Below are 21,897 nucleotides of genomic sequence, written 5' to 3' on the forward strand. Positions count from 1 at the left end.
CGGTCCGACGCCCCTCTTCCTCAGGAGCAGGATGAGACTCCTCTGCCGCACCCTCCTCGTCACCACGGTCCTCTTCCCCGCCCTCACCGCGACGACCTCCGCCTCGGCCGCCCCAGGCTGCGGGTCCTCCGTCCCGTACGTCTCGGGCGAGGGCGGCTACGACACGTACCGCATCCCGGCCGCCGTCACCACAGGCGAAGGCACCGTCCTCGCCTTCGCCGAGGGCAGACGCGGCGGCGCGGGGGACACCGGCGCCATCGACGTCGTGCTCAGGCGCTCGGCGGACCGCGGCTGCACCTGGGGCCCGCTCACCGTCGTCGCGGCCGGGAAGGGCGACACCCGGGGCAACCCGGCACCCGTCGTCGACCCGCGCACCGGCGCGGTCGTGCTCCTCACCTCCTACAACAGCGGCAAGGTGACGGAGGCCCAGATCATGCGGGGCGAGGTCACGCCCGAGCAGAGCCGCCGGGTGTTCGTGCAGCACAGCCGGGACGACGGCCGGCACTTCACCGCACCCCGCGAGATCACGGCCCAGGTCAAGCGCCCGACCTGGCGCTGGTACGCGACCGGCCCCGGCCACGCGATCGCCCTCACCCGCGGCCCGTACGCGGGGCGGCTGGTCGTCCCCGCCAACCACTCGGCGGCACCGCCCGCGGGCTCCCCGGACACCGGCCAGGAGCCCCGCCACTACGGCGCCCACGCGCTCCTCAGCGACGACGGCGGCAGGACCTGGCGCCTGGGCTTCGTCGACGACTCCTACGACGGCGTGAACAACGCCAACGAGTCGATCGCCGCCCAGCTCCCCGACGGCAGGGTCTACTTCAACGCACGCGACCAGCACGGCACGAGCCCCGGCAACCGCCTCGACAGTCACTCGCGCGACGGCGGCCGGTCCCTGGAGCGGCCGTACACCGTGCAGCCCGCCCTGAACGACGTCCCGGTCGTCCAGGGCAGCGTCCTGCAACTCGCCGGAAAGCGCGCGCCGTTGCTGTTCTCCGGCCCGTCCGTCCCCACCGCCCGCCGGGCGATGGCCCTCTGGCGCAGCACCGACGGCGGGGCCACGTTCACCAAGGCCCTGACGCTCTCCCAGCGGCCCGCGGCCTACTCCGACCTGGTGCCGCTCGGCCGGAAGACGGTGGGGATCCTCTACGAGACGGGAACGCAGGGGACCTACGAGACCATCGAGTTCCGCCGCCTCCCCGTCGGTGACCTCTAGAGCAGCCCGGCCGCCGCCAGGTACTTCCCCACCCGTTCCACCTCGTCCGGCGACAGCGGCACCTGCGGCTCCGCCGTCGCCGGGCAGTCGATCACGCCCCGCAGGTGCAGCGCGGCCTTGAAGGCGCCGATCGCCGAGGAACCCGGGCCCATACGGGCCGGGTCGCCGACCGTCACCATGCCGAACAGGGCGCACAGGCGCTCCTGTTCGGCACGGGCCTCCTCCCAGTCCCCGGAGCGGCAGAGCCTGTCCAGGCGGACGTAGCCGTGCGGGTCGACATTGCCGAGGCCGGGCACCGTCCCGTCCGCCCCGAGCGCGAGCGCCGCGTCGACGATCAGCTCGGAGCCGGTCAGCACGCTGAAGCCGGTGATGCCCTGGCGGTCCCGGGCGCCGGTCAGGACCTGGCGGAAGGCGGCCAGGTCGCCGCTGGAGTCCTTGAGTCCGGCCAGGACACCGTCGGCGGCCAGTTCCAGGACCACGTCCGCGGGCAGCTTCGTGTGGACGGCGACGGGAAGGTCGTAGGCGATGACCGGGACCGGGCTGCCGGCCGCGACCGCGCGGTAGTGGCGGGCGATCTCCGCCGGGTGGGTGCGGGCGTAGAACGGGGCGGTGACGACGACCGCGTCCGCTCCGGCCGCCGTCACCGACGCGACATGGTCCAGGACCCGGGCCGTCGTCATGTCGATCGCCCCGGCCAGCACCGGGAGCTGTCCGCTCACGTGCGCGGCGACCGACTCGACCACCAGCCCGCGCTGCCGGTCCGGCAGATACGCCGCCTCGGACGTCGAGCCGAGCACGAACAGCCCGCTCACCCCGCCGGCGACCAGATGGTCGACCAGCCTGAGCAGCGAGGGGACGTCCACCTCGCGGTCCGGTGTCAGGGGTGTGCACACGGGCGGGATGACACCGGTCAGCGGGGTGAGGGTCATGAAGCCTCCATCGGGTCGCTCTGGCGGACGAGGTCGCGGGTCGACTCGTCCTCCTGGACAGGATGGTGGCAGCGGAAGCGATGCCCGGGGGCCGACGCGGCCGAGAAGTCCGGCATCGCCGCCGCGCACGTCCCGTCCGCCTTCCAGCAGCGCGTCCGGAACGGGCAGCCGCTCGGCGGGCGCGTCGCCGACGGCACCGGACCGACCAGCGGGATCGGGTCGATCGGGTCGAGCAGGCCGGGCGTGGCGGAGAACAGGGCGCGGGTGTACGGGTGCCGGGCCCGGTCGGTGACCAGGGCGGCCGGGGACTCCTCCACGATCCGGCCCAGGTACATGGTGATCACACGGTCGCTCATCCGCCGCACCGTCTGGATGTCGTGCGAGACGAACACCAGGGCCAGGCCCAGGCGCTCCTTCAGATCCAGCAGGAGGTTGAGGATCTGCGCCCGGACCGACACGTCCAGGGCGCTCGTCGGCTCGTCCGCCACGACCAGGTCCGGGTCCAGGGCCAGCGCCCGGGCGATCGCGACGCGCTGCCGCTGCCCGCCCGACAACTGGCCCGGCAGGGCGTCGGCCAGGGCCCGGGGGAGCCCTACGAGGGACATCAACTCCCGGACTCTCTCGTCACGTTGGCCGCGAGTGCCCCGGTCGTGCACGTCCAGAGGGTCCCGCAGGATCTGCCGGACGGGCAGACGGCGGTTCAGGGCCGTCGACGGGTCCTGGAAGATCATGCCGGTACTGCTGCCGACGGCCCGGCGGCGCTCGGCGGCCGGCATCGCCCACAGGTCCCGGCCCCGGAACGACACCGTCCCCCGCGTCGGCCGCTCCACCCCCACCAGCACCTTCGCCAGCGTCGACTTCCCGCAGCCCGACTCGCCGACCACACCGACGGTCTCGCCGGGCGCGATGGCCAGGTCGGCGCCGGTCAGGGCGTACACCCGGTCCCGGGTGAACAGGCCGCCGCTGCGGGCCTTGTGGACGACGTGAGCATCCGCCAACTCCACGAGCGCACTCATGACACCGCCTCGGTCTCGGTGGCCGACAGCTCTATGGCCGGGTGATGGCAGGCCGCCGTGTGCGCCTCGGGGCCGGCCAGGACCGGAGCCGTCGTACGGCAGACCCCGCTCGCGCGCGGGCAGCGGTCCGCGAACCGGCAGCCGGCCGGGAAGTCGGCCGGAGACGGCACGACGCCCCTGATCTGCGTCATCCGCTCCTGCGCCGACTCCAGCGACAGCACACTGCCGAGCAGGCCGCGCGTGTAGTGGTGGGCCGGTGCCTCCACCAGGTCGGCGGTCACGCCCGTCTCCACGATCTGCCCGCCGTACATCACCACCACCCGGTCGGTGACGTCCGCGATCAGCGCCAGGTCGTGCGAGACCAGGATCAGCGCGAAGCCCAGCTCCTCGCGCAGCCGCAGCAGCAGCTCTATGACCTGGGCCTGCACGGTGACGTCGAGGGCGGTCGTCGGCTCGTCGGCGACGATCAGCTTCGGGTCGCGGGACAGGGCCATGGCGATCAGGACGCGCTGGCGCTGTCCGCCGGACAGTTCGTGCGGGTAGCTGCGCAGGGTGCGCTCGGGGTCGAGGCCGACCATGGTCAGCAGCTCGGCCGGAGTGCGCCGCCCGCCGCGCCGGACGACCTGCTTGAGCTGGGCGCGGATCGTCATCGCCGGGTTCAGCGACGACAGCGCGTCCTGGTAGACCATCGCCATCTCGTGGCCCAGGAGCTTGCGGCGTACGCGCATCGGCTCGGCGATCAGATCCCGCTGCTGGAAGCGGACCTGTCCGCTGACGCGCGCCCCTTTCGGCTGGAGGCCCATGACCGCCAGCGCGGTCAGCGACTTGCCGCAGCCCGACTCGCCGACCAGGCCCAGCACCTCACCTGGACGCACCTCGAAGCTGATGCCGTCCACGATGTCCACGCCGCCGTGCCGCTGGTCGAAGCCGATGGCGAGGTTCTCCACCGCGAGCACCGGCTGACCGTCCCGGGGCAACCGGCGGGCCCGGGCCCGCAGCCGCCGGGCCGCCTCCGCCAGGCCGGGCAGCCGCACGACCTCCCCGCTGCCGGGCTCCGGAGCCTGCAGCCGGTCGTCGCCGGGCGCGTCCACCTCCCGCGCCGACGGGGCCGCCCACGCGTCGGACACCCCCTCGGACAGGATGTTCAGCGACAGCACCGTGACCAGCATCAGCAGCCCGGGGAACACGGTCGCCCACCAGCCGCCGGTCAGCACCATGTTCTTGCCGTCCGCGATGACGCTGCCCCAGGACGGGTCGGGCGGCCGTACACCCGCCCCGATGAAGGACAGCGACGCCTCGAAGACCACCGCCTCGGCGACCTGGACCGTGCAGAACACCAGCACGGGCGCGGCGCAGTTGATCGCCACGTGCTTCAGCACGATGTGCGGGGTCCGGGCGCCGATCACCCGTTCCGCCGTCACATAGTCCTCGCCGTACTGGTCGAGGACGTTCGCCCGGACGACCCGTGCCACCGGTGGCGTGAACAGGAACGCGATCGCGCAGATCAGCACCGTGATGCCACCGCCGAACACCGCCACCAGCACGGCGGCCAGCGCGATGCCCGGGAACGCCATCACGACGTCCAGACAGCGCATCAGCGTCTCGTCGACCGCCTTGCGCGAGGTGGCGGCGACGGCCCCGAGCAGCGCGCCGACCACCAGAGCGAGGCCGGTGGCGCCGAGCCCGATCGCGAGCGACCAGCGCGCCCCGTACATCAGCCGGCTGAGGATGTCCCGGCCGAGGCTGTCCTGGCCCATCCAGTGCGCGGCGGACGGATGCCCGGTGCCGTCGACCGGCGGCTGCTGGTCGAGCGGGTCGTGCGGGGCGAGGACCGGCGCGAGCAGCGCCATCAGGACGACGACCGCCAGGAAGCAGACGGCGACCTTCGACAGCAACGGCAGCCGGCGCAGGCCGCGCAGCCGTACGCCGGGCCGGGACAGCGCCGTGGCGAGACTCTTGCGGGTCATCATGTGGTCGCATCCCTCAGTCGCGGGTTGACCAGCAGGTAGAGGACGTCGATGACGAGGTTCACGACGACGAACCCGGCCGCCGTGGTCAGGACGACGCCCTGGACGACGGCCGGATCACCGTTCTTCACGGCGTCGATCATCAGCTTGCCCATGCCGGGCAGCGAGAAGATCGTCTCGATGACGACCGCGCCGCCGAGGAGATAGCCGACGCGCAGGCCGAGCACGGTGAGGGGATTGATCAGGGCGTTCCGCAGCACGTTCCGCCCGACCACGACCCGGGGCGGCAGCCCGCTCCCGATCGCCGTCCGTACGTAGTCCTTGTCCAGTTCCTCCACCACGGCCGTCCGCACGATCCGGGTCAGCTGCGCCGCCACCGGCAGGGAGAGGGCGAGGGCGGGAAGCGCCATGGTCTTCAGCCAGCCGGTGAAGGAGTCGGCCGGGTTGATGTAGCCGCCGGTCGGGAACCAGCCCAGGTCGACGGCCAGGTACTGGATCATCAGCAGCGCCAGCCAGAAGCCGGGGGCTGCGACGCCGGTCAGCGACACGACCCGGATGATCTGGTCGGGCAGCCGGTCCCGGTAGATCGCCGCGGTCACCCCGCCCACCAGGGACAGGACGACCGCGATGCCCAGGCCCAGGAAGGTCAGCTGGAGGGTGAGCGGCAGCGCGGTGGTGACCTGGTCGATCACCGGCGCCCGGGTCAGCGCGCTGGTGCCCATGTCGCCGTGCAGCACGTCGGCGACGAAGTCCACGTAGCGCACGGGCAGCGGGTCGAGCAGGCCGTGTTCCTCCCGGAAGTCGTGCAGCTGCTGCGGTGTCGGGTTGGCGCCCTGGAAGAACGCGGACGCCGGGTCGACGTCCGAGAACCGCATGACCAGGAACACGAACAGCACGATGCCGAGCATCAGCGGCACGAGCAGGGCGATACGGCGGAGCAGGATCCGAAGAACAGCGGTCATACCGCTAGGCCCACTTGGCCTGGAGGAGGTTGATGCCGGGGTAGGGCTGTGGCCTTATCCCGCTGAGCCGCTCGGGGTTCCAGGCCGTCATCAGCTCGTTGTGGACGACCGGGTAGAGCACGGCCTGTTCGGCGACGACGTCGATGTAGTCCTGGACCATCGTCGTCTTCTTCCCGGCGTCCGGCTCCCGGGTGGCCCGGTCCATGTCCCTGAAGAGCGCCTTGGCGACGGAGTCGCCGGCCCAGCGCGTGTACTGCATCCACAGGTTCTCGGGCCCGTAGTTGTAATGCATGATCAGATCGGCGTCGAGGCCGAACTGGTTGGGGTTGGAGGCGGCGGCGACCACTTGGTAGTCCTGCTTCTGGTCCATCTTGGTGAAGACGGCGGTGGTCTCCTGCGGCGACAGGGTCGTGCGGACGCCGATCGCGTCCCAGGAGGACTTGACGGTCGGCAGGCAGTCCACGATCCAGCTGACGTTCACGGCGAGGATCTCGATGCTCAGCCCTTTGACCCCGGCGGCCTTGAGCAGCGCCTTCGCCTTGTCCGGGTCGTAGTCGTAGACGGTCTTGGCCCGGCGGTAGGACGGGTTGCTCTCGTCGAGGAAGGAGCTGGCCGGCTTCCCGCGTCCCTTGAGCGCGACCTCCACCATCTTCTCGGTGTCGATGGCGTAGTGCAGGGCCTGGCGCACGCGTACGTCGTCGAAGGGCTTGTGCTTGGTGTTGAACATCAGGAACAGGTTGTTCATCCCGGCCCCGCCGGCGACCGTCAGACCGCCGCTCTCCAGCTGCCCGATGTTGGCGTACGGGATGTTGTCCGCGATCTGCGCCCCCGCGCTCGACCCCGAGATCTTCGCGACGCGGGGCGCGGCGTCCACGATCGTCAGCCAGTTCATCTTCCGGAAGGCGGGCTTGCGCGGCCCGTTGTAGTCGGCGAACGCCTCGAAGGTGGTGTTCGACTTGGGGTGGTGCGCGGTCTGCCGGTACGGCCCCGACCCGACGGCCAGGCCCTTGATGGCCTCGTCCCAGCCACCCGGCTTGGAGAACACGTGCTTCGGCATGATCTTGGCGAGCGTCAGCCGGGAGAGCCCGTCCGGGAACGGGAACTTGAGCACGAGCTCCACGTTCCGCGCGTCGATCTTCCGGACCTCTTTCAGCCAGTTCGCGAAGAACCCCTTGGCGAGGGTCTGGGTGTCCGGGTCGAGGATCCGCTCGAAGACGAACACCACGTCGTCGGCGGTCACGGGCTTGCCGTCGTGGAACTTCGCACCTTCCCGCAGCGCGAACTTCCAGGACGTGCTGTCCGGGTCCTTCGGCACCTCGGTCGCCAGGGCCGCGTACGGCTCGCGGGAGATCGGATCGGTGTCCAGCAGCCCCTCGTAGATGTGGTTGTTGGCGGCCATGCAGAACGCGGACGCCGTCTGGGTCGGGTCCCAGCTGCCGTCGTTGCCGTAGCCGATCACCGCGGTGAGCGTCCGGTCCGCGCCGTCGCCCCCGCCGGTCTCGTTGGTGGACTCCGGCCCGGACGAACAGGCCGACAGCGACGCGGAGACGGCGGCGGCCGCGCCCAGCGCGCCGGTGTACTTCAGGAACGTCCGGCGGTGCGGCGCCGGTACGTCGTGGGTCACGTCGCGCACGGGTCCTCCAGAGGGAGAGGTCTGGAAAGGTGTGAAGGGGGCGGGAGGTACGACGTCCTACGTCCTGGCGGTCAGCGCGACCATAGGAGGGGGCGTGAGGGCGGTCAAGGGGTCGCACACGAATGGCGTATCTGCCAGAGGTCGCACCAATGGCACGCGATCTGGCGCGAGTTGACGGCCTATCAGGGCAGGCCCGGCACCGGGTACCGCCAGAGGTGGGACGTGGGACGTCCGGGGCGCGTACGATGCGGCGCATGTCCGAGGAGCCCAGGACCAGCCGGATACAGCGCCAGGTCGTCCAGCTCATCCTCGACCGCAGACTCACCGCCGGCGCGCCGCTGCCCACCGAGGCCGAGCTCATGGAGGCCCTCGGTGTCAGCCGCAACTCCGTCCGCGAGGCCCTCAAGGCCCTCCAGGCCCTCGACATCGTCGAGATCAGACACGGCTACGGCACCTATGTCGGCAAGGCCTCCCTCACTCCGCTCGTCGACGGCCTGACCTTCCGCACCCTCGCCCGGCACGACGACGACACCGGCGCCCTCGCCGAGATCCTCCAGGTCCGCGAGGTGCTGGAGGAGGGCCTGATCCGCCGGGTCGCCGCGACACTCACCGAGGCGGAACTGGACAACCTGGAGGGCGTGGTGACCCGCATGGAGTCCGCGGGCGGCACGGGCCACATGGGCAGCACCTTTCCCGACCTCGACCGAGAGTTCCACGAGGCGCTGTACGCCTCCCTCGGCAACGCCCTCGTCCCCCAGCTCCTCGCCGCCTTCTGGACTGTCTTCCGGCGGGTCTCCGGCGCCCGCGGCTGGACCGACGACCCGACCCCCGAGGTCACGGTCCGCCGCCACCGCGACATCGTCACCGCCCTGCGCGCCCGCGATGTGGAGGGCGCGCAGCGGGCGATGGCGGTCCACTTCCGGGGGATCGAGGCGCGGGCGGCCGAGGAGTCGCGGGGGGTGGGCTGATTCCGCTCCGGGGTGATTCGGCTCTTTGTCGAGCGGGCGCGGAGCATGATGAGGGGCGTGACCGATCTGTGGAGTGAGAGTGACACCGGCGTCCTGAGACTGCCTTCCGGCCGGTTGGTGCGCGGGCGAGGCCTTCGCCACCCGCTGGACCCCAACGCGCCCGTGCCCACCCACGGCGTCTACCTGCTCGGCAAGCAGCCGCCCGAGGTCCCCTGGGAGTCGGGCTGGATCCGCTGGCCCGACTTCCGCCTCCCGTCGGACCGGGCCGCCGCCCGCGTGGTGCTGGCCGACGCCTGGGAACGGACCGCCGGGGAGCGCGTGGAGATCGCCTGCGGCGGAGGCCGCGGCCGTACGGGCACGGCTCTGGCCTGCCTCGCCGTTCTGGACGGGGTGCCGGGGGAGGAAGCGGTGGCGTATGTGCGGCGGCACTACGACCGGCATGCGGTGGAGACGCCGTGGCAGCGGCGGTACGTACGCCGGTTCGGGTAGGGCCTGTCGGTCTCTCCTTCGGCACGGCGGCTCATACCTTGGTCGCGTCGCCGTAGACCGACGGCCGACAGCGGACCCGGCACCCGCCTCGGCACAGTGAACGGCATGGAAGAGACCAAGGGGATCAAGCAGACGAAGGAGATCAGCCGGGCGGGGTTCCTGGCCGGGGCGGCGGCGGTGGGGGTCGCCGGAGCGGTGGGCCCGGCCGGACAGGCCCGGGCCACGGAAGCCGGGCACGGCCGGGGGCTGCGCCGGCAAGGCGTCGTCTACACCGTCGGGGCGGGGGAGACACAGGGCACCGCGTGGAGTGCGCGCCGGATGCGGGCGGATGTGCGGGCCATCCGTGACGAGCTGCACGCCGACACCATCGACGTCACAGGGGACGGCGTCGAACGGCTCACCGCCACCGCCGCCGAGGCCGCCGAACGCGGGCTGCACGTCTGGCTGCAGCCGACCCTCGGGGACGCACCGCAGCGGGACATCCTGGAACACCTCGCCGAGACCGGCCGGTTCGCGGAGCGGCTGCGGCGCCAGGGCGCGAGTGTCGACCTCAGTGTCGGCTGCGAGTTCTGGCTGTTCGTCCCCGGCATCCTGCCGGGCGAGACGGCCCTGGAGCGCATCAGGCACCTCCAGAACGGCACGGTCGACTGGCCGCGTACGCTGCGCCGCCTCGCCGAGTTCACGGCGAAGGCCGCCAAGGTCGGCCGCTCCGTCTTCAAGGGCAACCTCAGCTACGCCGCCGCCCAGAGCATCGACGACCCGGACTGGAGCCTCTTCGACATCGTCGGCATCGACTACTACTCGTACTTCGAGAAGCGGTCCGACCACGTCCGGGAGCTGAAGCGGTACCTGCGGTGGGGCAAGCCGCTCGCCATCACCGAGTTCGGCACGTGCGCGTACGTCGGTGCTCCCGAGGCGGGCGGCATGGGCTGGGACATCGTCGACTACGACAAGGAGCCGCCGGAGATCAAGGGGGACCTGGTCCGCAGCGAGCGCGTTCAGGCCGAGTACGTGGGCGAGCTGCTGGACGTCTTCGCGTCGATGGGCCTGTACGCGGCGATGACCTTCGAGTTCATCAGCGCGGACGCCCCACACCGCCCGGACGAGCCCCGGCTCGACCTCGACATCGCGACGTACGCCATCACCAAGGCGATCAAGGACGGTCCGGACGACCCCGCCTCCGGCTGGCACTGGGAGCCGAAGGAGGCGTTCCACGCGGTGGCCCGCCGGTACGGCCGGCACGACCGACACGGCTGACGGGCGCGGCCCGGGCCACGGAGGGACCATGGCTGAGGAGGTGCGCCCATGGAATGGACCCTTGAGGTGGTCGCCGTACCGGTCACCGACCTGGACCGGGCCAAGGCCTTCTACGTGGACCGGTGCGGTTTCCGCGCCGAGATCGACGCCTCGTTCTTCGAGGGCGTGGGCCGCTTCGTCCAGCTCACCGCACCCGGCTCCCGCTGCTCCATCGTGCTGGAGTCCGGCATGCCGGACCCGCCGGGGCAGCCTCGTATGGCCCCGGGGTCGCTGCAGGGCCTCCAGCTCTGTGTCACGGACATCGAGAAGGCCAGGGCGGAGCTGGTGGGACGCGGGGTGGAGGTATCGCCGGTCCTGCACGTGGGCGCGTCCGGCTGGGCGGAGGGCCGGGGCGAGGAGAGCTGGAACTCCTTCCTCTTCTTCCAGGACCCCGACGGAAACGGCTGGGCCGTCCAGGAGGCCCCGGCGCCTCTCGCCCAGCGCTGACCTAGGCGCAGTAGGTGTCCCGGTCCGGGCGCTCGCCCGTCGCCAGGAAGCGGGAGACGGTCCGGTCGCCGCAGGCGTTGCCGTTGGCGAGGTAGGCGCCGTGGCCCGTGGAGTTCACCGTCACCATGACGGCCCGGTCGCCGAAGGCGCGCCGGAGCTCGCGGGCCCCGCTCAGCGGACTGGCGACGTCCCGCTCGTTCTGGACGAGCAGGATGTTCGACGGCCCGCGGTCGGTGATCCGGACCGCGGGCCCCCGCGGCTCGTACGGCCAGGCCGCGCACAGCATCGGGCCGCGCGGCATGCCCGCCGTCAGCGGGAACTTGGCGCGGCTCTCGTCGACGCTCTTCTGGTAGTGGGCGGCGGACCTGGGCCAGGAGACGTTGTTGCAGAGGATGCCGGCGCCGACCGCCGCGGCGTTCTGCATCATCGACTCGTCCGGGGCCTCGGGCACGGGTGGCACGGTGCCCCTGCGGGCGGCGAGGATCATCCTCGCCAGCACGGGGTAGTCGTCGGGGTCGTACAGGCTGGTCAGCATGGTCTGGCGCAGGACGTTGCCGTTCAGCTCGGCCGGGTCGGCACCGGGCCAGGGGAGGGGCTCGCGGTCGAGCCGTTCGGCGAGGCGCAGGAAGAGGAGCCGTACGTCGGCCGCCTGACGGGCCAGCCGGTACTTCCCGGGGCGGGACGCCCACTTGGCGAACTCCGGGAAGTTGTCCTCCACGCCGGCCTCGAACGCGGCGAGCCAGGCGCGTCCGACGCGGGTGTGGTCGGGGTTGTTGTTGCTGTCCAGCACGATGCGGTCGGTGCGGTGCGGGAACAACTGGCTGTAGACGGAGCCGACGTACGTGCCGTACGAGTCGCCCCACGCGGAGACCCGGCTCTCGCCCAGCGCGGCCCGGACGCGGTCGAGGTCGCGGGCGTCGTTGGCGGTGCTGAGGTGCCGTATCAGCTCACCGCCGTTACGGGCACAGGCGCCGGCGATACGCCGGGCGGTGGTCATGGTCTCGGCGACGGAACCGTCCGGGGCGGGCCAGGGCAGCTTGGCGAGGGCGAGGTCCTTGCTCTCGAGCCCGCATGAGGCGGTACTGGACGGCGCCATCCCGCGAGGCGCGAACCCGATCAGGTCATAGACGTCCCGCACCTCCTGCGGCAGCTTCTGCCCCTTGCCGGACGGATCCTCGAGGCTCACCCCACCGGGCCCGCCAGGGATAAGTAACAGCGCACCCCGGCGAGCGGAGGGTTTCTCACTGGGGAGACGGGATACGGCGATCTGGATCTGCCGCCCGTCGGGGTCGGAGTAGTCCATGGGCACGTCGATGGTGGCGCACTGCTGACGGGGGTCTAGGCCGGTGCCTTCGCACTTGGTCCACTTGAGGGACTCGGGGCCGGCGGCGGACGCACCGCTGCCAGGCCCGGCCAGACCGAGAACGACACCGGCGGCGGCGATCAGCGCGGCGTTCTTCGTGATCTGTTTCATGTGGAGCAGCGTGGCGGACTCTGACCCCCTTCCCCATCCGGACAACTGCCCGATATCTCAGGGGGATTACCCCCGGTCCGCCCTTCGGGATACCGTGAGTGAATGACGTCGAGATCGTCGTGGAACGCCCGGAATTCAGATGTGGCCTGGGCGAAATTCGACCCGATCGCCTACGTTGATCACAACTACCGCGACATGCAGGAAGTGGACGCGGAGATTCTGTGCATCGTCCGGGATTATTTCGCTGATCATTTCCGGACGACGGACACGACCGGGCCGGTTTCCGGTATCGACGTGGGTGCCGGCGCGAACCTCTATCCCGCGCTCGCCATGCTGCCCTGGTGCGACGAGATCACTCTCCTCGAGTACTCGCCCGCGAACGTGAGCTACCTGAAGAGTCAGGTCGCGTCCTACGGCCGGAACTGGGACCAGTTCTGGGACGTCCTGCGCGAGCACGAGGCGTACCGTTCGCTGGGGATGGACCCGCGCGAGAGGTTCGGCTTGGCCGTAGAGGTGAAGGAGGGCAACCTCTTCGACCTGGCGCGGCACGAGGGGCGGTGGTCCCTGGGGACCATGTTCTTCGTCGCGGAGTCGATGACGAGCTCACATCAGGAGTTCCGACTCGGCGTCGAGCGCTTCCTGCGGGCCCTGACTCCCGGTGCCCCCTTCGCCGCCGCCTTCATGGAACATTCCAAGGGCCTCCGTGTGGGCGAGTATTTCTTTCCCGCCTGTGACGTGGGGGAACCCGAGGTGAAGGCGAGTCTCGACGCCTTCGCGACCGACGTCACGGTCGTGCGACCCGATTCACACGCCGAAGTGCGCGACGGCTATTCGGGAATGATCCTTGCCCGTGGACGGCGTCGGTAGATTCCCGGAAGGAGGCATGTGCTGATCTTCGCCGCTTCCGACAAGGGAGGCGCGGGCCGTTCCGTCACCAGTGCCAATCTCGCCTATCGCCGGGCTTTGGCCGGTGACGAGGTCTGTTATCTGGACTTCGACTTCGGGTCGCCCACCGCGTCGGTCGTCTTCGATGTGCCCAAGGCCCGCCGGGCCGCCGAGGACCAAGGCCTGCACGCCTACCTGAAGGGCGAGGTCGTCGACCCCGCCCGCATCGACGTCTGGGCAGAGACCGAGCACCAGGTGCTGCGCCACCGGCCGTCCCGCTCCGGACGGCTCGTGCTGATGCCCGGTGATCTCGGCGGCGGAGACTTCGCCACGACCGAGAACGACCTGCGGCGGTGCGTCGACCTGCTGCTGAAGGTGCACCACGAGTTCGACCTGATCGTCGTCGACCTCCGGGCCGGCCGCAGCTACGCCGTCGACCTGGCCCTGGCAGCCACCGCACAGCCCGAGATGAAGGCCGTCCCGGCCCGCTGGCTGGTCTTCCACCGCTGGACCCGCCAGCATGTGGCCGGCGCCGCGCACCTGGTCTTCGGCCGACGCGGCCTCGTCGCCGGCGGCGTCGCCCGAGGCCACGACGCGGACGCCCTGCGCGGCGCCATCCGCTTCGTACGGTCAGCCGTACCCGATCCCGACTCGCCGCTGTGGTCGCAGGCGCGCCCCGCGCAGTCGGTGTGGATGCGGATGCGCGACGGCGACCTCGAGCAGCTCGCCTCCGAACACGGCATGGGGCACAGCCAGGTCCTCGGCTCCGTCCCCTTCGAGCCCGTTCTGCAGTGGCGTGAGCAGCTCATCACCGACGAGGACGTGCTGGACAGCCAGATCGCGGACATGACGACCCGGCAGGCCCTGAGCGACCTGGCCGCTCGGCTCACCGACGACAGGCACTGGGAACTGGCGTGAACCGGTCCCCGTGCCGCCAGGGCACCGCGAGGCGGGTCGGTTAGTCTCGGCGGAGAGCTGCGGACTAGGGAGGCGAGCTCGTGTCGGCCAGTGCGGTGGTGATCGGAGCCGGAGTCTCAGGGCTCACCACGGCGGTGTGCCTGGCGGAGTCCGGCATGGACGTCCGGGTGGACACCGACCGGCCCCCGTCCGCGACGACCTCGGCGGCCGCGGGCGCCATGTGGGATCCCTATCTGGCCGAGCCCCGCGACCTGGTGGAGCGGTGGAGCCGGGTGACCCTCTCGGAGCTGACCGAGCTGAGCACGGATGCCGGCACGGGGATCCGGCTGCTGGAAGGGACTCAGGAATCCAGGGTTCCCTGTGAACTGCCGACCTGGGGCGGCCTGGTTGAGGCGCGGAAGTGCCCACCGGACGACCTGCGGGACGGCTTCGCGTCCGGCTGGCGGTACCGCGCCCCTCTCGTGGACATGCCCCGCTACCTCCAGTACCTCGTCGATCGGCTCGCCAAGGCCGGTGGGCACGTCCGCGAGCACCACTACGACACCCTCGACGACGCGATGGGCGCAGCGCCCGTGGTGGTGAACTGCACCGGGACCGGGGCCCGGGACCTCGCGGCCGACGCTGCCGTCGAGGCGGTGCGCGGCCAGCTCGTCGTCGTGGAGAACCCCGGTATCCGGGCGTTCTTCACCGACGACACCCCTGGCGCCGAGGAACTCACCTACATCTACCCGCACTCCGACGTCGTCGTCCTAGGCGGAACCTCGGACCGGGGCAACTGGGACCTCGTCCCCGACCCGGCCGAGGCCGAGGCGATCATCCGGCGCTGCGCCGCCGTCGAGCCGTCGCTCGCCGGAACCCGGGTCGTCGAACACCGGGTGGGACTGCGGCCGGCCCGCAGCCGGGTCCGGCTGACGGACGAGTGGCATCAGGGCACGCTGCTTCTGCACAACTACGGTCATGGCGGAGCCGGACTGACCCTGTCCTGGGGGTGCGCCCGCGAGTCCGCGGACCGGATCCGCACAGCGCTGGGGCCGCATCCCTGATCCGCGCCGGGACCTGCCCACCTACCCCCTGATCTGCCACTGCCTGCGCTCCGCGATGTCGGCCTCCGCGCCTCTGCGAAAGAGATACAGCCAGGTGCGGGCCATGAGTGTGGCGGTCAGGGCGATGGTCCAGGGCCAGCTGACGGCATCCGCCTCCACCAGCGCCGCACCGACCGTCGGAGAGGCCGCCGTAAGGACCATCAGGCTGATTTCGGTCCTGCTCCTTCGGAATCGGTGGGCGATGGAGAATTCCGACCGCTCGTACCAGGCCATGGCCGCGCTGATCACGACGGCCAGCACCATGGTCGTCCAGGGATTGCCGCTGACCTGCGCATAGGTGACGGGCAGTGAGATGAGGAAGGGGAACACGCCGCCGTACTCGGACAGCACGTTTCCCCACTTCATTATCTTGCCGAACGCGTTCGAGCGGATCCGGGCGAGCTCGCCGGAGGCGCTGGCGTAGACGATCAGGGAAAGCACCGTGCTGAACGTCGCCCCGATGAGAAGCAGACGGACGTCGTCGGGGAACCGGGTGGACGAGAAGGCGAAGCCCAGGAGAAACGTGATGGCGGCCAGGATGGAGCCGGAGAACGCTATTCCGGCCGCGGCCTCCCCGGACTGGAGGGTCGCGGGGTCGTCCTTCTCGAACCGGGCGATCTCGAAGGCGGGTTCACCGCCCAGGCTCACCAGCGCCGTCACCGCGTGGTCGGACGGCCCCAGCGACTCCGCGAGCTGCTCCCGCGCGGTGACATGGACGAGATGCCGAGCGTCCGGATCGATGTACTCGACACGCGACTTGTACTGGTAGTAGACGCGGTCGGCGCAGTCCCCGTCCCCTGCGCGCATGACACGAGTGCCGATGAAGCCGCACGCCAGCAGGAGGCGTGTCACCGTCAGTTCCTCCGTCCCCGCCACGGCGGAGATCAGCGGCGGCTCGCTCGACTTCCTAGGCAGATCCCGCACCATCTCGCCCAGAAGCCGCGTGGCCATGCCCTGCCGTCGCGAACGGTCCCGCACCGCGATCAGCGACAGCCGCGCATGCCCCGGCGACGGCATCTCCGCGGCGATGCACCCCACCAACTCGCCTTCGGATTCGACCACCCGGACCAGCTCGCGTTCCACGGCCGCGATGAGGAGAGGTGACGACGGAATGACCTCCGCTTCGCACGATTCGGCCAGAAGTAAGCGGAGTCGGTCCAGATCGGCGGGGCGGGCCGGACGGGTGGACCATGCAGTCATATCCGTCCATTTCATTCGGTTCGTAGTCGTGTCTCGTCATAGTGCAGCACAACTGGCGAAGTCTGGCGCCGAGTTGTACTTTTTGAGGACGGCGCGAAAGGGGGGCGGCCATGACGGGGTCCGTGTTCCGGGAGTCCACCGCCGAGCCCCGCACCCAGGCCGTACCGCTCGCCCATCTCTCCCTGGAAGTGGGCCATCTCTACATGGAGGACTTCGAGGCCGGGCCCGGGCGGTTGCGGGAGCACTTCGGCGAGGTGCGGGTCTGGGCGGATGCCGCCCGTGCCGCTGCGGCCCGTCGCGTGGGTGGCGGGCGCAGTCGCGTCAGCACCTGCTTCCTCGTCGACGACTACTTCACGCGCTTCTCCACCCCGGCGGAACTCCTCCCCGTCGTCCTCGAAGAGGCGGAGAGGGCGGGCCTGGTCATCGACTATCTGGCTCGTGAGTCCGGCTGCGCGGTCGACGGCAGGACCGAGCCTGCCGAGTCCGTCCTGCACCGCCTCGTCGAGTCGCCGCCGCCCGGCAGCTACGGCGCGCGCCCACCCGTCGGCCAGACCGGCTGGCTCGCCAACGGGCAGCGCACGCCTAGCACGGCCCGCAGCGCGCTGTCCGGGGCCCCCGGCTGGCAGCCGCCCCAGGAGACGGCCGCCCGCACCCACTCGGTCTTCATGGACGTCGAACTCTGGTCGGAGCAGGACGGGCGGCGCATGTGGTCCTGCCCGTTCCTGGCCGCCGTCTGGCAACTGGCCCGGCTCGGCCTCCTACGGCACCTCGGCGAGCCCGTCCTCACCCCGCGCCCCTGGACCGGCGGCGGCTTCCCGGACGACTGGGACCACCTGCCGCCGCTGCTCCGGCTCAACGACTCCGCGGCCCCGTTCAGCGCCTACCGCACCTGCACGCTGCTGCCCAACCGCTTCCTGCCCGTCGAGGACGCCGTACGGATCATCCTCGACCAGACGGACATCGACGCCGGGGCACTGCAGCAGGTCGCCGAGCGGTCCGCGGGGGAAGGGGTGCCGGTGCCGGCGGCGATCGCGCAGCGGACGACGTACGTCTTCTACGAGGAGCCCACGGCCTCCCGCACCTCCGAGGCGACTTGAGTGGCGGCATCCCTCGGACAGCCGGTGCGGTCGGTCCTCGCCTGCGGTGAGGTGCGCACCTGTCTGCTGCCGGCCCTCCGGGCACTGGACGGCTTGGCCGCTGCCCGGATGCTGCGGCTGCGTGCCGACGAGCACGTCCGTGTCTCCGAGCGGCCGAACCTGTACGTCCGTTCACCGGAGGTCCTCACCGGCGTGGACTGCGGGCTGCCGACCTCCAACGGTGCCAAGGTCCGTGCCGTGGGGACGGTGGCCGCCCGCGCCGCGCTCACCGAGGGCCGTGTCCTGCAGGCCTCCGCCTACTTCAGCGCACCGGCCTCCGGCCCGGAAACACGCCGGCCCTGGGGCCAGTACCTCGTACGGCCGGGTGTGCTCGAACCCTTCGGAAAGCTGCCCGAGGAAGCGACGGCGAAGGGCATTCTGCACGGCCCGGAACGTGACGAGCTGAACCTGGGGATGATCGCCGAAGGGCTGCTCGCCCAACTCCGCCGGGGCCCCCTGCTCGATCAGAGGGTGCCGTTCAAGTCCCGCTCCACGCAACTGCGTTGGGTCGCGAGGTACGTCCCCGTGGGGGAGGGGGCGTCACTGGAACGCTTCACCCTGGCCGAGGAAGGGCTGCGGACCGTGGAGCTGCGACTGCCGGAGGACATCCCCGCCGCCACGGCGGCGGGCCTGTGCGAGGACCTCGCGCTGCACGACTGGCTGCTCACGACCGTGACACATCTGCTGGATCGCAGCCGGCGCGTTGCCGCCTCCTCGCCCGTCCCGGCCCTGCGTCCGGTCGTCGAGCACCTCCTGCATCTGTGGATGCCGCGCGCCCGCGTGGCCCCCTCGCTGGGGCACCTGTGGGACGTGCTGGAGCAGACACCGGGATTCACCCGCCAGTGGCAGAACCTCGTCCAGTACGTCCGCGATCAACTGGCCGTCCAGGCCGCGATCACTGAATGAAGTAACTGTCGTGCCGGAGCTGGAAGTCCCGGAGTTCCTCGCCGCCGCGCTGCGCGAACTCGGCGACCCGCTCGAAGTACTCCTCGCGAGGAGCGCCCGGTGAGAACAGCATCAGCATGGACACGGGGTCGTCGCTGTCGTTCTTGAACGCGTGCAGCCCGCCGACCGGCACGTACAGGAAGTCGCCCTGCCGCCCGGTGACCCAACGCTCGCCGTCGTAGAGCTCGATCTCGCCGGACAGGACGTAGAAGGACTCGGAGATGCTCCGGTGAAAGTGCGTCTTCGCGCCGGGTGCCTTGGGTCCCATGTCCACCTTGTACAGCCCGAACTCTCCTCCGGTGGAGGCGTGGCTCGCGAGGTAGTGGGTGGTGGTCCCGCCCGGGGAGACGATGTCGGGCGGGGTGTCGGCAGACCTGAAGACGGCGTTGATCTCGCCGTTCTCACCGAGGTAGCGCGGTTCCGGATACGACATGGGGTCCCCTTCGTCAGGTGGTACGGGGACCTTCCCACGCCCCGCCTTCTTGGTCATCGGGCGTTGGGTGGAGGGGGAGTGGGCCTGGGGGTCTAGGGCTTGTCGGGCGGTCGCACCATGAAGACGTCGATCGGGTCCTGGGTCTCGACGGTGAAGCCGTGGCGTTCGTAGAGGCGTCGGGCCGGGCTGCCCTGGAGGACGTTCAGGCGTACGGGTTCGCCGTCGGCGTCGGTTCGGGTCAACAGGGTTCGGAGTACCGCCGAACCCAGGCCCCGGCCCTGGAGGCCGGGATCGAGGTAGAAGTGCTCCAGCCAGGTGCCGTCCTCGGACGGGCGCAGCGTGACGCTGCCCGCGAAGGTGCCGTCGGCCTCGATGACGGACGTGTGCTGCGGGGCGAAGCCGTCGCGCAGCCGCTGCCTGACCCGGTGCTCGTCGTAGCGGCCCAACCGCTCCAGGTCCGGGCGCATCACGACCGCCCGCAGCTCCGCGATCGGCTCGACATCCGCCGGTTCGGCGGGGCGCATGGTCCAGTGCACGGCCGGAGTATGTCAGCGGCGGTGGTGACGTATGAACGCGCCCCAGGCGGTGACCCCGACCAGGACGACGGGGCTGTCGGCCAGCTTGCTGTCCCGGACGGGAACGGTGCCGGGGATTCCGTCGGCGACCTCGAGGCAGTTGCCGCCATCGCCGTTGCTGTAGCTGCTCTTTCGCCAGCGGGCGTTGCTCAGGTCGTAGGAGTGCATCGTCTGAAATCCTCAGCCGCCGATCGGACCAGGGCGAGGGACGCCTCCGGCGACAGCGCGGCACCCCTGAGCAGATCGTAGGCGCGCTGTGCACGCTTCACCATGGCCGGGTCGTCGATCAACGTTCCCGAAAACGACGTCTCTGTATAGGCGACGGGCGGCGCTTCCTCGAACTGCATGAGCCGTAGCGAGCCGTTGTTGGCGGGGGCACCTGCCGAGAACGGGAGCACCTGCAGCACCACCTTGCGTGCGCCCGCGAGGTCGGCCATGTGGTCCAGGGCCTGCGCCGCGACGTGAGGACCGCCGACCGGGATCCGGAGCACGGTTTCGTGCACGATCACCCAATACACAGGCCTTGTAGCGTCGTCGAGGATCTGGGCGCGTTCCACGCGGGCGGCGACTCTGTCCTCGATGAACTCGTCCGCGGCGAATGGATGCGTCGCCAGAGTGAGTGCCCTCACGTACGCAGGCGTCTGAAGAAGACCCGGCACGACGGTCGGCTCGAACTCGCAGATCGCCGTCGCCTGCCGCTCCAGCTCCAGAACCTCCGCGAAATAATCCGCATACCGCTTATCGTCAATCAGCTTCCTGCACAACCGCTCGAAAATACCGTCGGTTTGCAGCACCCCGTCGATCCGCTGCGCCACGTCCAACTGCGGCTTGCGAATGGCCTGTTCGAACTGGCCGATGTATCCGCCGGAGACGAAAACCCGCGACCCCAGCTCCACCTGGGTGATCCCCGCGTCCTCCCTCCGCCGCTTGAGCTCCGTGCCGAAGAACTCCCACGCCGCCTGCCGAGAACCGTTGGCCATTACCGAACCCCTTTGTGCTGCCCCGCAGTTGTAGGGCACAGACCCCTCCCGAGTGTAGGCGCGGAGCGTCACCGTAGGGATGCGAAGAGTGAAACTGCAAAAGGAAGGGGAGCACGGTGGAGGCACGACACTCGGCGCACTGCGTCGAAGAAGCGGAGGACGCGGTGAAAGAATTGCGGGCAGAACTCGCCAAGGCGGGAATTACCCTGCCGTCACTGGGCCTGGACCCGGTGAGTCTTGCGCGGGAAGCACCCTGTCCGCTCGTGGAATTGGGCCGGTGTTCCGTGGAGACCGCCCGGCGGCTCGCGGCGGTGCTGCGATGAAGCCCCCGGTCGGCGCGTATGTCGTGGACACCCGCAGCGGCCGCATCGGCATCGTCATGGGGCATGAGGGGCCCTACGTGCAGCTGCGGCCGTACGGGGGCGGGAAGGAATGGGACGTGGACCCCGGCGCCGTCCGGCACGCCACCCCGGCCGAGCGGCTGAGCGCGGCGACGGCGTACGCCAACGCCCGCAGCAGGGGTGAGGTCCCTTGACCCGGGCGACCCGGTGACCCTGCGAGAATGACGCCATGAGTCTGTTCCGCGACGACGGCATCGTGCTGCGCACCCAGAAGCTGGGTGAGGCGGACCGGATCATCACGCTGCTCACGCGCGGTCACGGACGTGTACGGGCCGTGGCGCGGGGCGTGCGCCGGACGAAGTCGAAGTTCGGTGCGCGCCTCGAACCCTTCTCCCACGTCGACGTGCAGTTCTTCGCGAAGGGGAGCGAGCTGATCGGGCGCGGGCTGCCGCTGTGTACGCAGAGTGAGACCATCGCGCCGTACGGCGGCGGGATCGTCAGCGACTACGCGCGGTACACCGCCGGGACCGTCATGCTGGAGACCGCCGAGCGGTTCACCGATCACGAGGGGGAGCCGGCCGTGCAGCAGTATCTGCTGCTCGTCGGCGGGCTGCGGACCCTCGCCCGGGGAGAGCACGCCCCGCATCTCGTGCTCGACGCCTTCCTGCTGCGCTCCCTCGCCGTCAACGGCTACGCCCCGAGCTTCACGGACTGCGCGAAGTGCGGGATGCCCGGGCCCAACCGGTTCTTCTCGGTCGCCTCGGGCGGTTCCGTCTGCGTGGACTGCCGGGTGCCCGGCAGCGTCGTACCCTCGCCTCAGGCCCTCGAACTCCTCGCCGCGCTGCTTACGGGAGACTGGGACACCGCGGACGCGTGCGAGGCGCGGTACGTCCGCGAGGGCAGCGGGCTGGTGTCCGCGTATCTGCACTGGCACATGGAGCGCGGGCTGCGTTCCCTGCGGTACGTGGAGAAGTAGGCCCCGCCCGTACAGACGCATTGCAAGCG

At 70.6% G+C, this 21,897-nt stretch carries 24 protein-coding genes; 13 read left to right on the forward strand and 11 right to left on the reverse strand.

Annotation, left to right across the window (positions count from 1 at the left end; translation table 11 throughout):
* The first annotated feature begins 31 nt into the window (after window positions 1-31).
* The gene (locus ACZ58V_RS15420; RefSeq protein WP_471290337.1) at window positions 32-1,216 is read left to right on the forward strand and encodes a sialidase family protein; all 1,185 of its coding nucleotides are present in this window, start codon (window positions 32-34) and stop codon (window positions 1,214-1,216) included.
* Here the strand turns inward: ACZ58V_RS15420 and ACZ58V_RS15425 are convergent.
* The 5 genes from ACZ58V_RS15425 to ACZ58V_RS15445 are packed head-to-tail and all read right to left on the reverse strand — an operon-like array spanning window position 1,213 to window position 7,723.
* On the reverse strand, window positions 1,213-2,145 hold the full coding sequence (locus ACZ58V_RS15425) for a dihydrodipicolinate synthase family protein (RefSeq protein ID WP_468191654.1): 933 nt from the start codon (window positions 2,143-2,145) through the stop codon (window positions 1,213-1,215). The two genes, ACZ58V_RS15420 and ACZ58V_RS15425, sit on opposite strands and share 4 nt — an antisense overlap.
* Window positions 2,142-3,161 (reverse strand): oligopeptide/dipeptide ABC transporter ATP-binding protein, encoded by a 1,020-nt coding sequence (locus ACZ58V_RS15430; RefSeq protein ID WP_471290338.1) that lies wholly within the window; start codon window positions 3,159-3,161, stop codon window positions 2,142-2,144. The genes ACZ58V_RS15425 and ACZ58V_RS15430 overlap by 4 nt, the downstream gene beginning before the upstream one ends.
* Window positions 3,158-5,131 (reverse strand): dipeptide/oligopeptide/nickel ABC transporter permease/ATP-binding protein, encoded by a 1,974-nt coding sequence (locus ACZ58V_RS15435; protein WP_471290339.1) that lies wholly within the window; start codon window positions 5,129-5,131, stop codon window positions 3,158-3,160. Before ACZ58V_RS15435 ends, ACZ58V_RS15430 begins: the two co-directional genes overlap by 4 nt.
* Entirely contained in the window at window positions 5,128-6,090 is a 963-nt protein-coding gene (locus tag ACZ58V_RS15440; protein ID WP_468191645.1) for an ABC transporter permease, read from the reverse strand. Before ACZ58V_RS15440 ends, ACZ58V_RS15435 begins: the two co-directional genes overlap by 4 nt.
* Before the next feature lie 4 nt (window positions 6,091-6,094).
* On the reverse strand, window positions 6,095-7,723 hold the full coding sequence (locus ACZ58V_RS15445) for an ABC transporter substrate-binding protein (RefSeq protein WP_471290342.1): 1,629 nt from the start codon (window positions 7,721-7,723) through the stop codon (window positions 6,095-6,097).
* A 245-nt stretch (window positions 7,724-7,968) separates the two neighbouring features.
* Here ACZ58V_RS15445 and ACZ58V_RS15450 point away from each other — a divergent pair, with 245 nt between their 5' ends.
* The 4 genes from ACZ58V_RS15450 (at window position 7,969) to ACZ58V_RS15465 (ending at window position 10,923) form a co-directional block, all read left to right on the forward strand.
* Window positions 7,969-8,691: a FadR/GntR family transcriptional regulator gene (locus tag ACZ58V_RS15450; protein WP_468191640.1), complete on the forward strand. Its 723-nt coding sequence runs from the start codon at window positions 7,969-7,971 to the stop codon at window positions 8,689-8,691.
* A gap of 57 nt (window positions 8,692-8,748) precedes the next feature.
* Window positions 8,749-9,180, forward strand: a complete 432-nt coding sequence (locus ACZ58V_RS15455) for a protein-tyrosine phosphatase family protein (protein ID WP_471290345.1) — start codon at window positions 8,749-8,751, stop codon at window positions 9,178-9,180.
* 105 nt (window positions 9,181-9,285) lie between these two features.
* Window positions 9,286-10,437: an abortive phage infection protein gene (locus ACZ58V_RS15460; protein WP_471290347.1), complete on the forward strand. Its 1,152-nt coding sequence runs from the start codon at window positions 9,286-9,288 to the stop codon at window positions 10,435-10,437.
* A 48-nt stretch (window positions 10,438-10,485) separates the two neighbouring features.
* Window positions 10,486-10,923 (forward strand): VOC family protein, encoded by a 438-nt coding sequence (locus ACZ58V_RS15465; protein WP_471290349.1) that lies wholly within the window; start codon window positions 10,486-10,488, stop codon window positions 10,921-10,923.
* 1 nt (window position 10,924) lies between these two features.
* On the opposite strand, the gene ACZ58V_RS15470 is transcribed toward ACZ58V_RS15465, so the two are convergent.
* Window positions 10,925-12,397, reverse strand: a complete 1,473-nt coding sequence (locus tag ACZ58V_RS15470) for an alpha/beta hydrolase (protein WP_471290351.1) — start codon at window positions 12,395-12,397, stop codon at window positions 10,925-10,927.
* Between the two features lie 102 nt (window positions 12,398-12,499).
* Here ACZ58V_RS15470 and ACZ58V_RS15475 point away from each other — a divergent pair, with 102 nt between their 5' ends.
* From ACZ58V_RS15475 to ACZ58V_RS15485, 3 genes are all read left to right on the forward strand, one after another.
* On the forward strand, window positions 12,500-13,264 hold the full coding sequence (locus ACZ58V_RS15475) for an SCO2525 family SAM-dependent methyltransferase (protein ID WP_471290353.1): 765 nt from the start codon (window positions 12,500-12,502) through the stop codon (window positions 13,262-13,264).
* Between the two features lie 18 nt (window positions 13,265-13,282).
* Window positions 13,283-14,200 (forward strand): SCO2523 family variant P-loop protein, encoded by a 918-nt coding sequence (locus ACZ58V_RS15480; protein WP_471290355.1) that lies wholly within the window; start codon window positions 13,283-13,285, stop codon window positions 14,198-14,200.
* Window positions 14,201-14,280: 80 nt separating this feature from the next.
* Window positions 14,281-15,243: an FAD-dependent oxidoreductase gene (locus ACZ58V_RS15485; protein WP_471290357.1), complete on the forward strand. Its 963-nt coding sequence runs from the start codon at window positions 14,281-14,283 to the stop codon at window positions 15,241-15,243.
* 21 nt (window positions 15,244-15,264) lie between these two features.
* On the opposite strand, the gene ACZ58V_RS15490 is transcribed toward ACZ58V_RS15485, so the two are convergent.
* Window positions 15,265-16,482 (reverse strand): GNAT family N-acetyltransferase, encoded by a 1,218-nt coding sequence (locus ACZ58V_RS15490; protein ID WP_471290359.1) that lies wholly within the window; start codon window positions 16,480-16,482, stop codon window positions 15,265-15,267.
* A gap of 110 nt (window positions 16,483-16,592) precedes the next feature.
* Between ACZ58V_RS15490 and ACZ58V_RS15495 the strand changes: the two genes are divergently transcribed.
* Together ACZ58V_RS15495 and ACZ58V_RS15500 are read left to right on the forward strand one after the other, a co-directional pair.
* Complete coding sequence (locus tag ACZ58V_RS15495) at window positions 16,593-17,579, forward strand: SCO2522 family protein (RefSeq protein ID WP_471290361.1); 987 nt, start codon at window positions 16,593-16,595, stop codon at window positions 17,577-17,579.
* A complete protein-coding gene (locus ACZ58V_RS15500) occupies window positions 17,580-18,524 on the forward strand; it encodes an SCO2521 family protein (protein ID WP_471290363.1) in 945 nt (314 codons plus the stop codon).
* Here ACZ58V_RS15500 and ACZ58V_RS15505 read toward each other — a convergent pair.
* From ACZ58V_RS15505 to ACZ58V_RS15520, 4 genes are all read right to left on the reverse strand, one after another.
* A complete protein-coding gene (locus ACZ58V_RS15505) occupies window positions 18,514-18,996 on the reverse strand; it encodes a cupin domain-containing protein (RefSeq protein ID WP_471290365.1) in 483 nt (160 codons plus the stop codon). The genes ACZ58V_RS15500 and ACZ58V_RS15505 overlap by 11 nt on opposite strands.
* A gap of 92 nt (window positions 18,997-19,088) precedes the next feature.
* Window positions 19,089-19,520: a GNAT family N-acetyltransferase gene (locus ACZ58V_RS15510; protein ID WP_471290690.1), complete on the reverse strand. Its 432-nt coding sequence runs from the start codon at window positions 19,518-19,520 to the stop codon at window positions 19,089-19,091.
* A 24-nt stretch (window positions 19,521-19,544) separates the two neighbouring features.
* Window positions 19,545-19,739, reverse strand: a complete 195-nt coding sequence (locus ACZ58V_RS15515) for a DUF397 domain-containing protein (RefSeq protein ID WP_471290366.1) — start codon at window positions 19,737-19,739, stop codon at window positions 19,545-19,547.
* Window positions 19,721-20,551 carry a helix-turn-helix domain-containing protein gene (locus ACZ58V_RS15520; RefSeq protein WP_471290367.1) on the reverse strand — a complete coding sequence of 277 codons (831 nt, stop codon included), beginning with the start codon at window positions 20,549-20,551 and terminating at the stop codon, window positions 19,721-19,723. Before ACZ58V_RS15520 ends, ACZ58V_RS15515 begins: the two co-directional genes overlap by 19 nt.
* Before the next feature lie 116 nt (window positions 20,552-20,667).
* Between ACZ58V_RS15520 and ACZ58V_RS15525 the strand changes: the two genes are divergently transcribed.
* The 3 genes from ACZ58V_RS15525 to recO are packed head-to-tail and all read left to right on the forward strand — an operon-like array spanning window position 20,668 to window position 21,868.
* A complete protein-coding gene (locus tag ACZ58V_RS15525; RefSeq protein ID WP_229845541.1) occupies window positions 20,668-20,874 on the forward strand; it encodes a hypothetical protein in 207 nt (68 codons plus the stop codon).
* Window positions 20,871-21,086 carry a hypothetical protein gene (locus ACZ58V_RS15530; RefSeq protein ID WP_189723394.1) on the forward strand — a complete coding sequence of 72 codons (216 nt, stop codon included), beginning with the start codon at window positions 20,871-20,873 and terminating at the stop codon, window positions 21,084-21,086. The genes ACZ58V_RS15525 and ACZ58V_RS15530 overlap by 4 nt, the downstream gene beginning before the upstream one ends.
* Window positions 21,087-21,121: 35 nt before the next feature.
* On the forward strand, window positions 21,122-21,868 hold the full coding sequence (recO, locus tag ACZ58V_RS15535; protein WP_189723392.1) for a DNA repair protein RecO: 747 nt from the start codon (window positions 21,122-21,124) through the stop codon (window positions 21,866-21,868).
* Window positions 21,869-21,897 lie beyond the last annotated feature (29 nt).

The sequence above is a fragment of the Streptomyces sp. NPDC040589 genome (assembly GCF_055594445.1).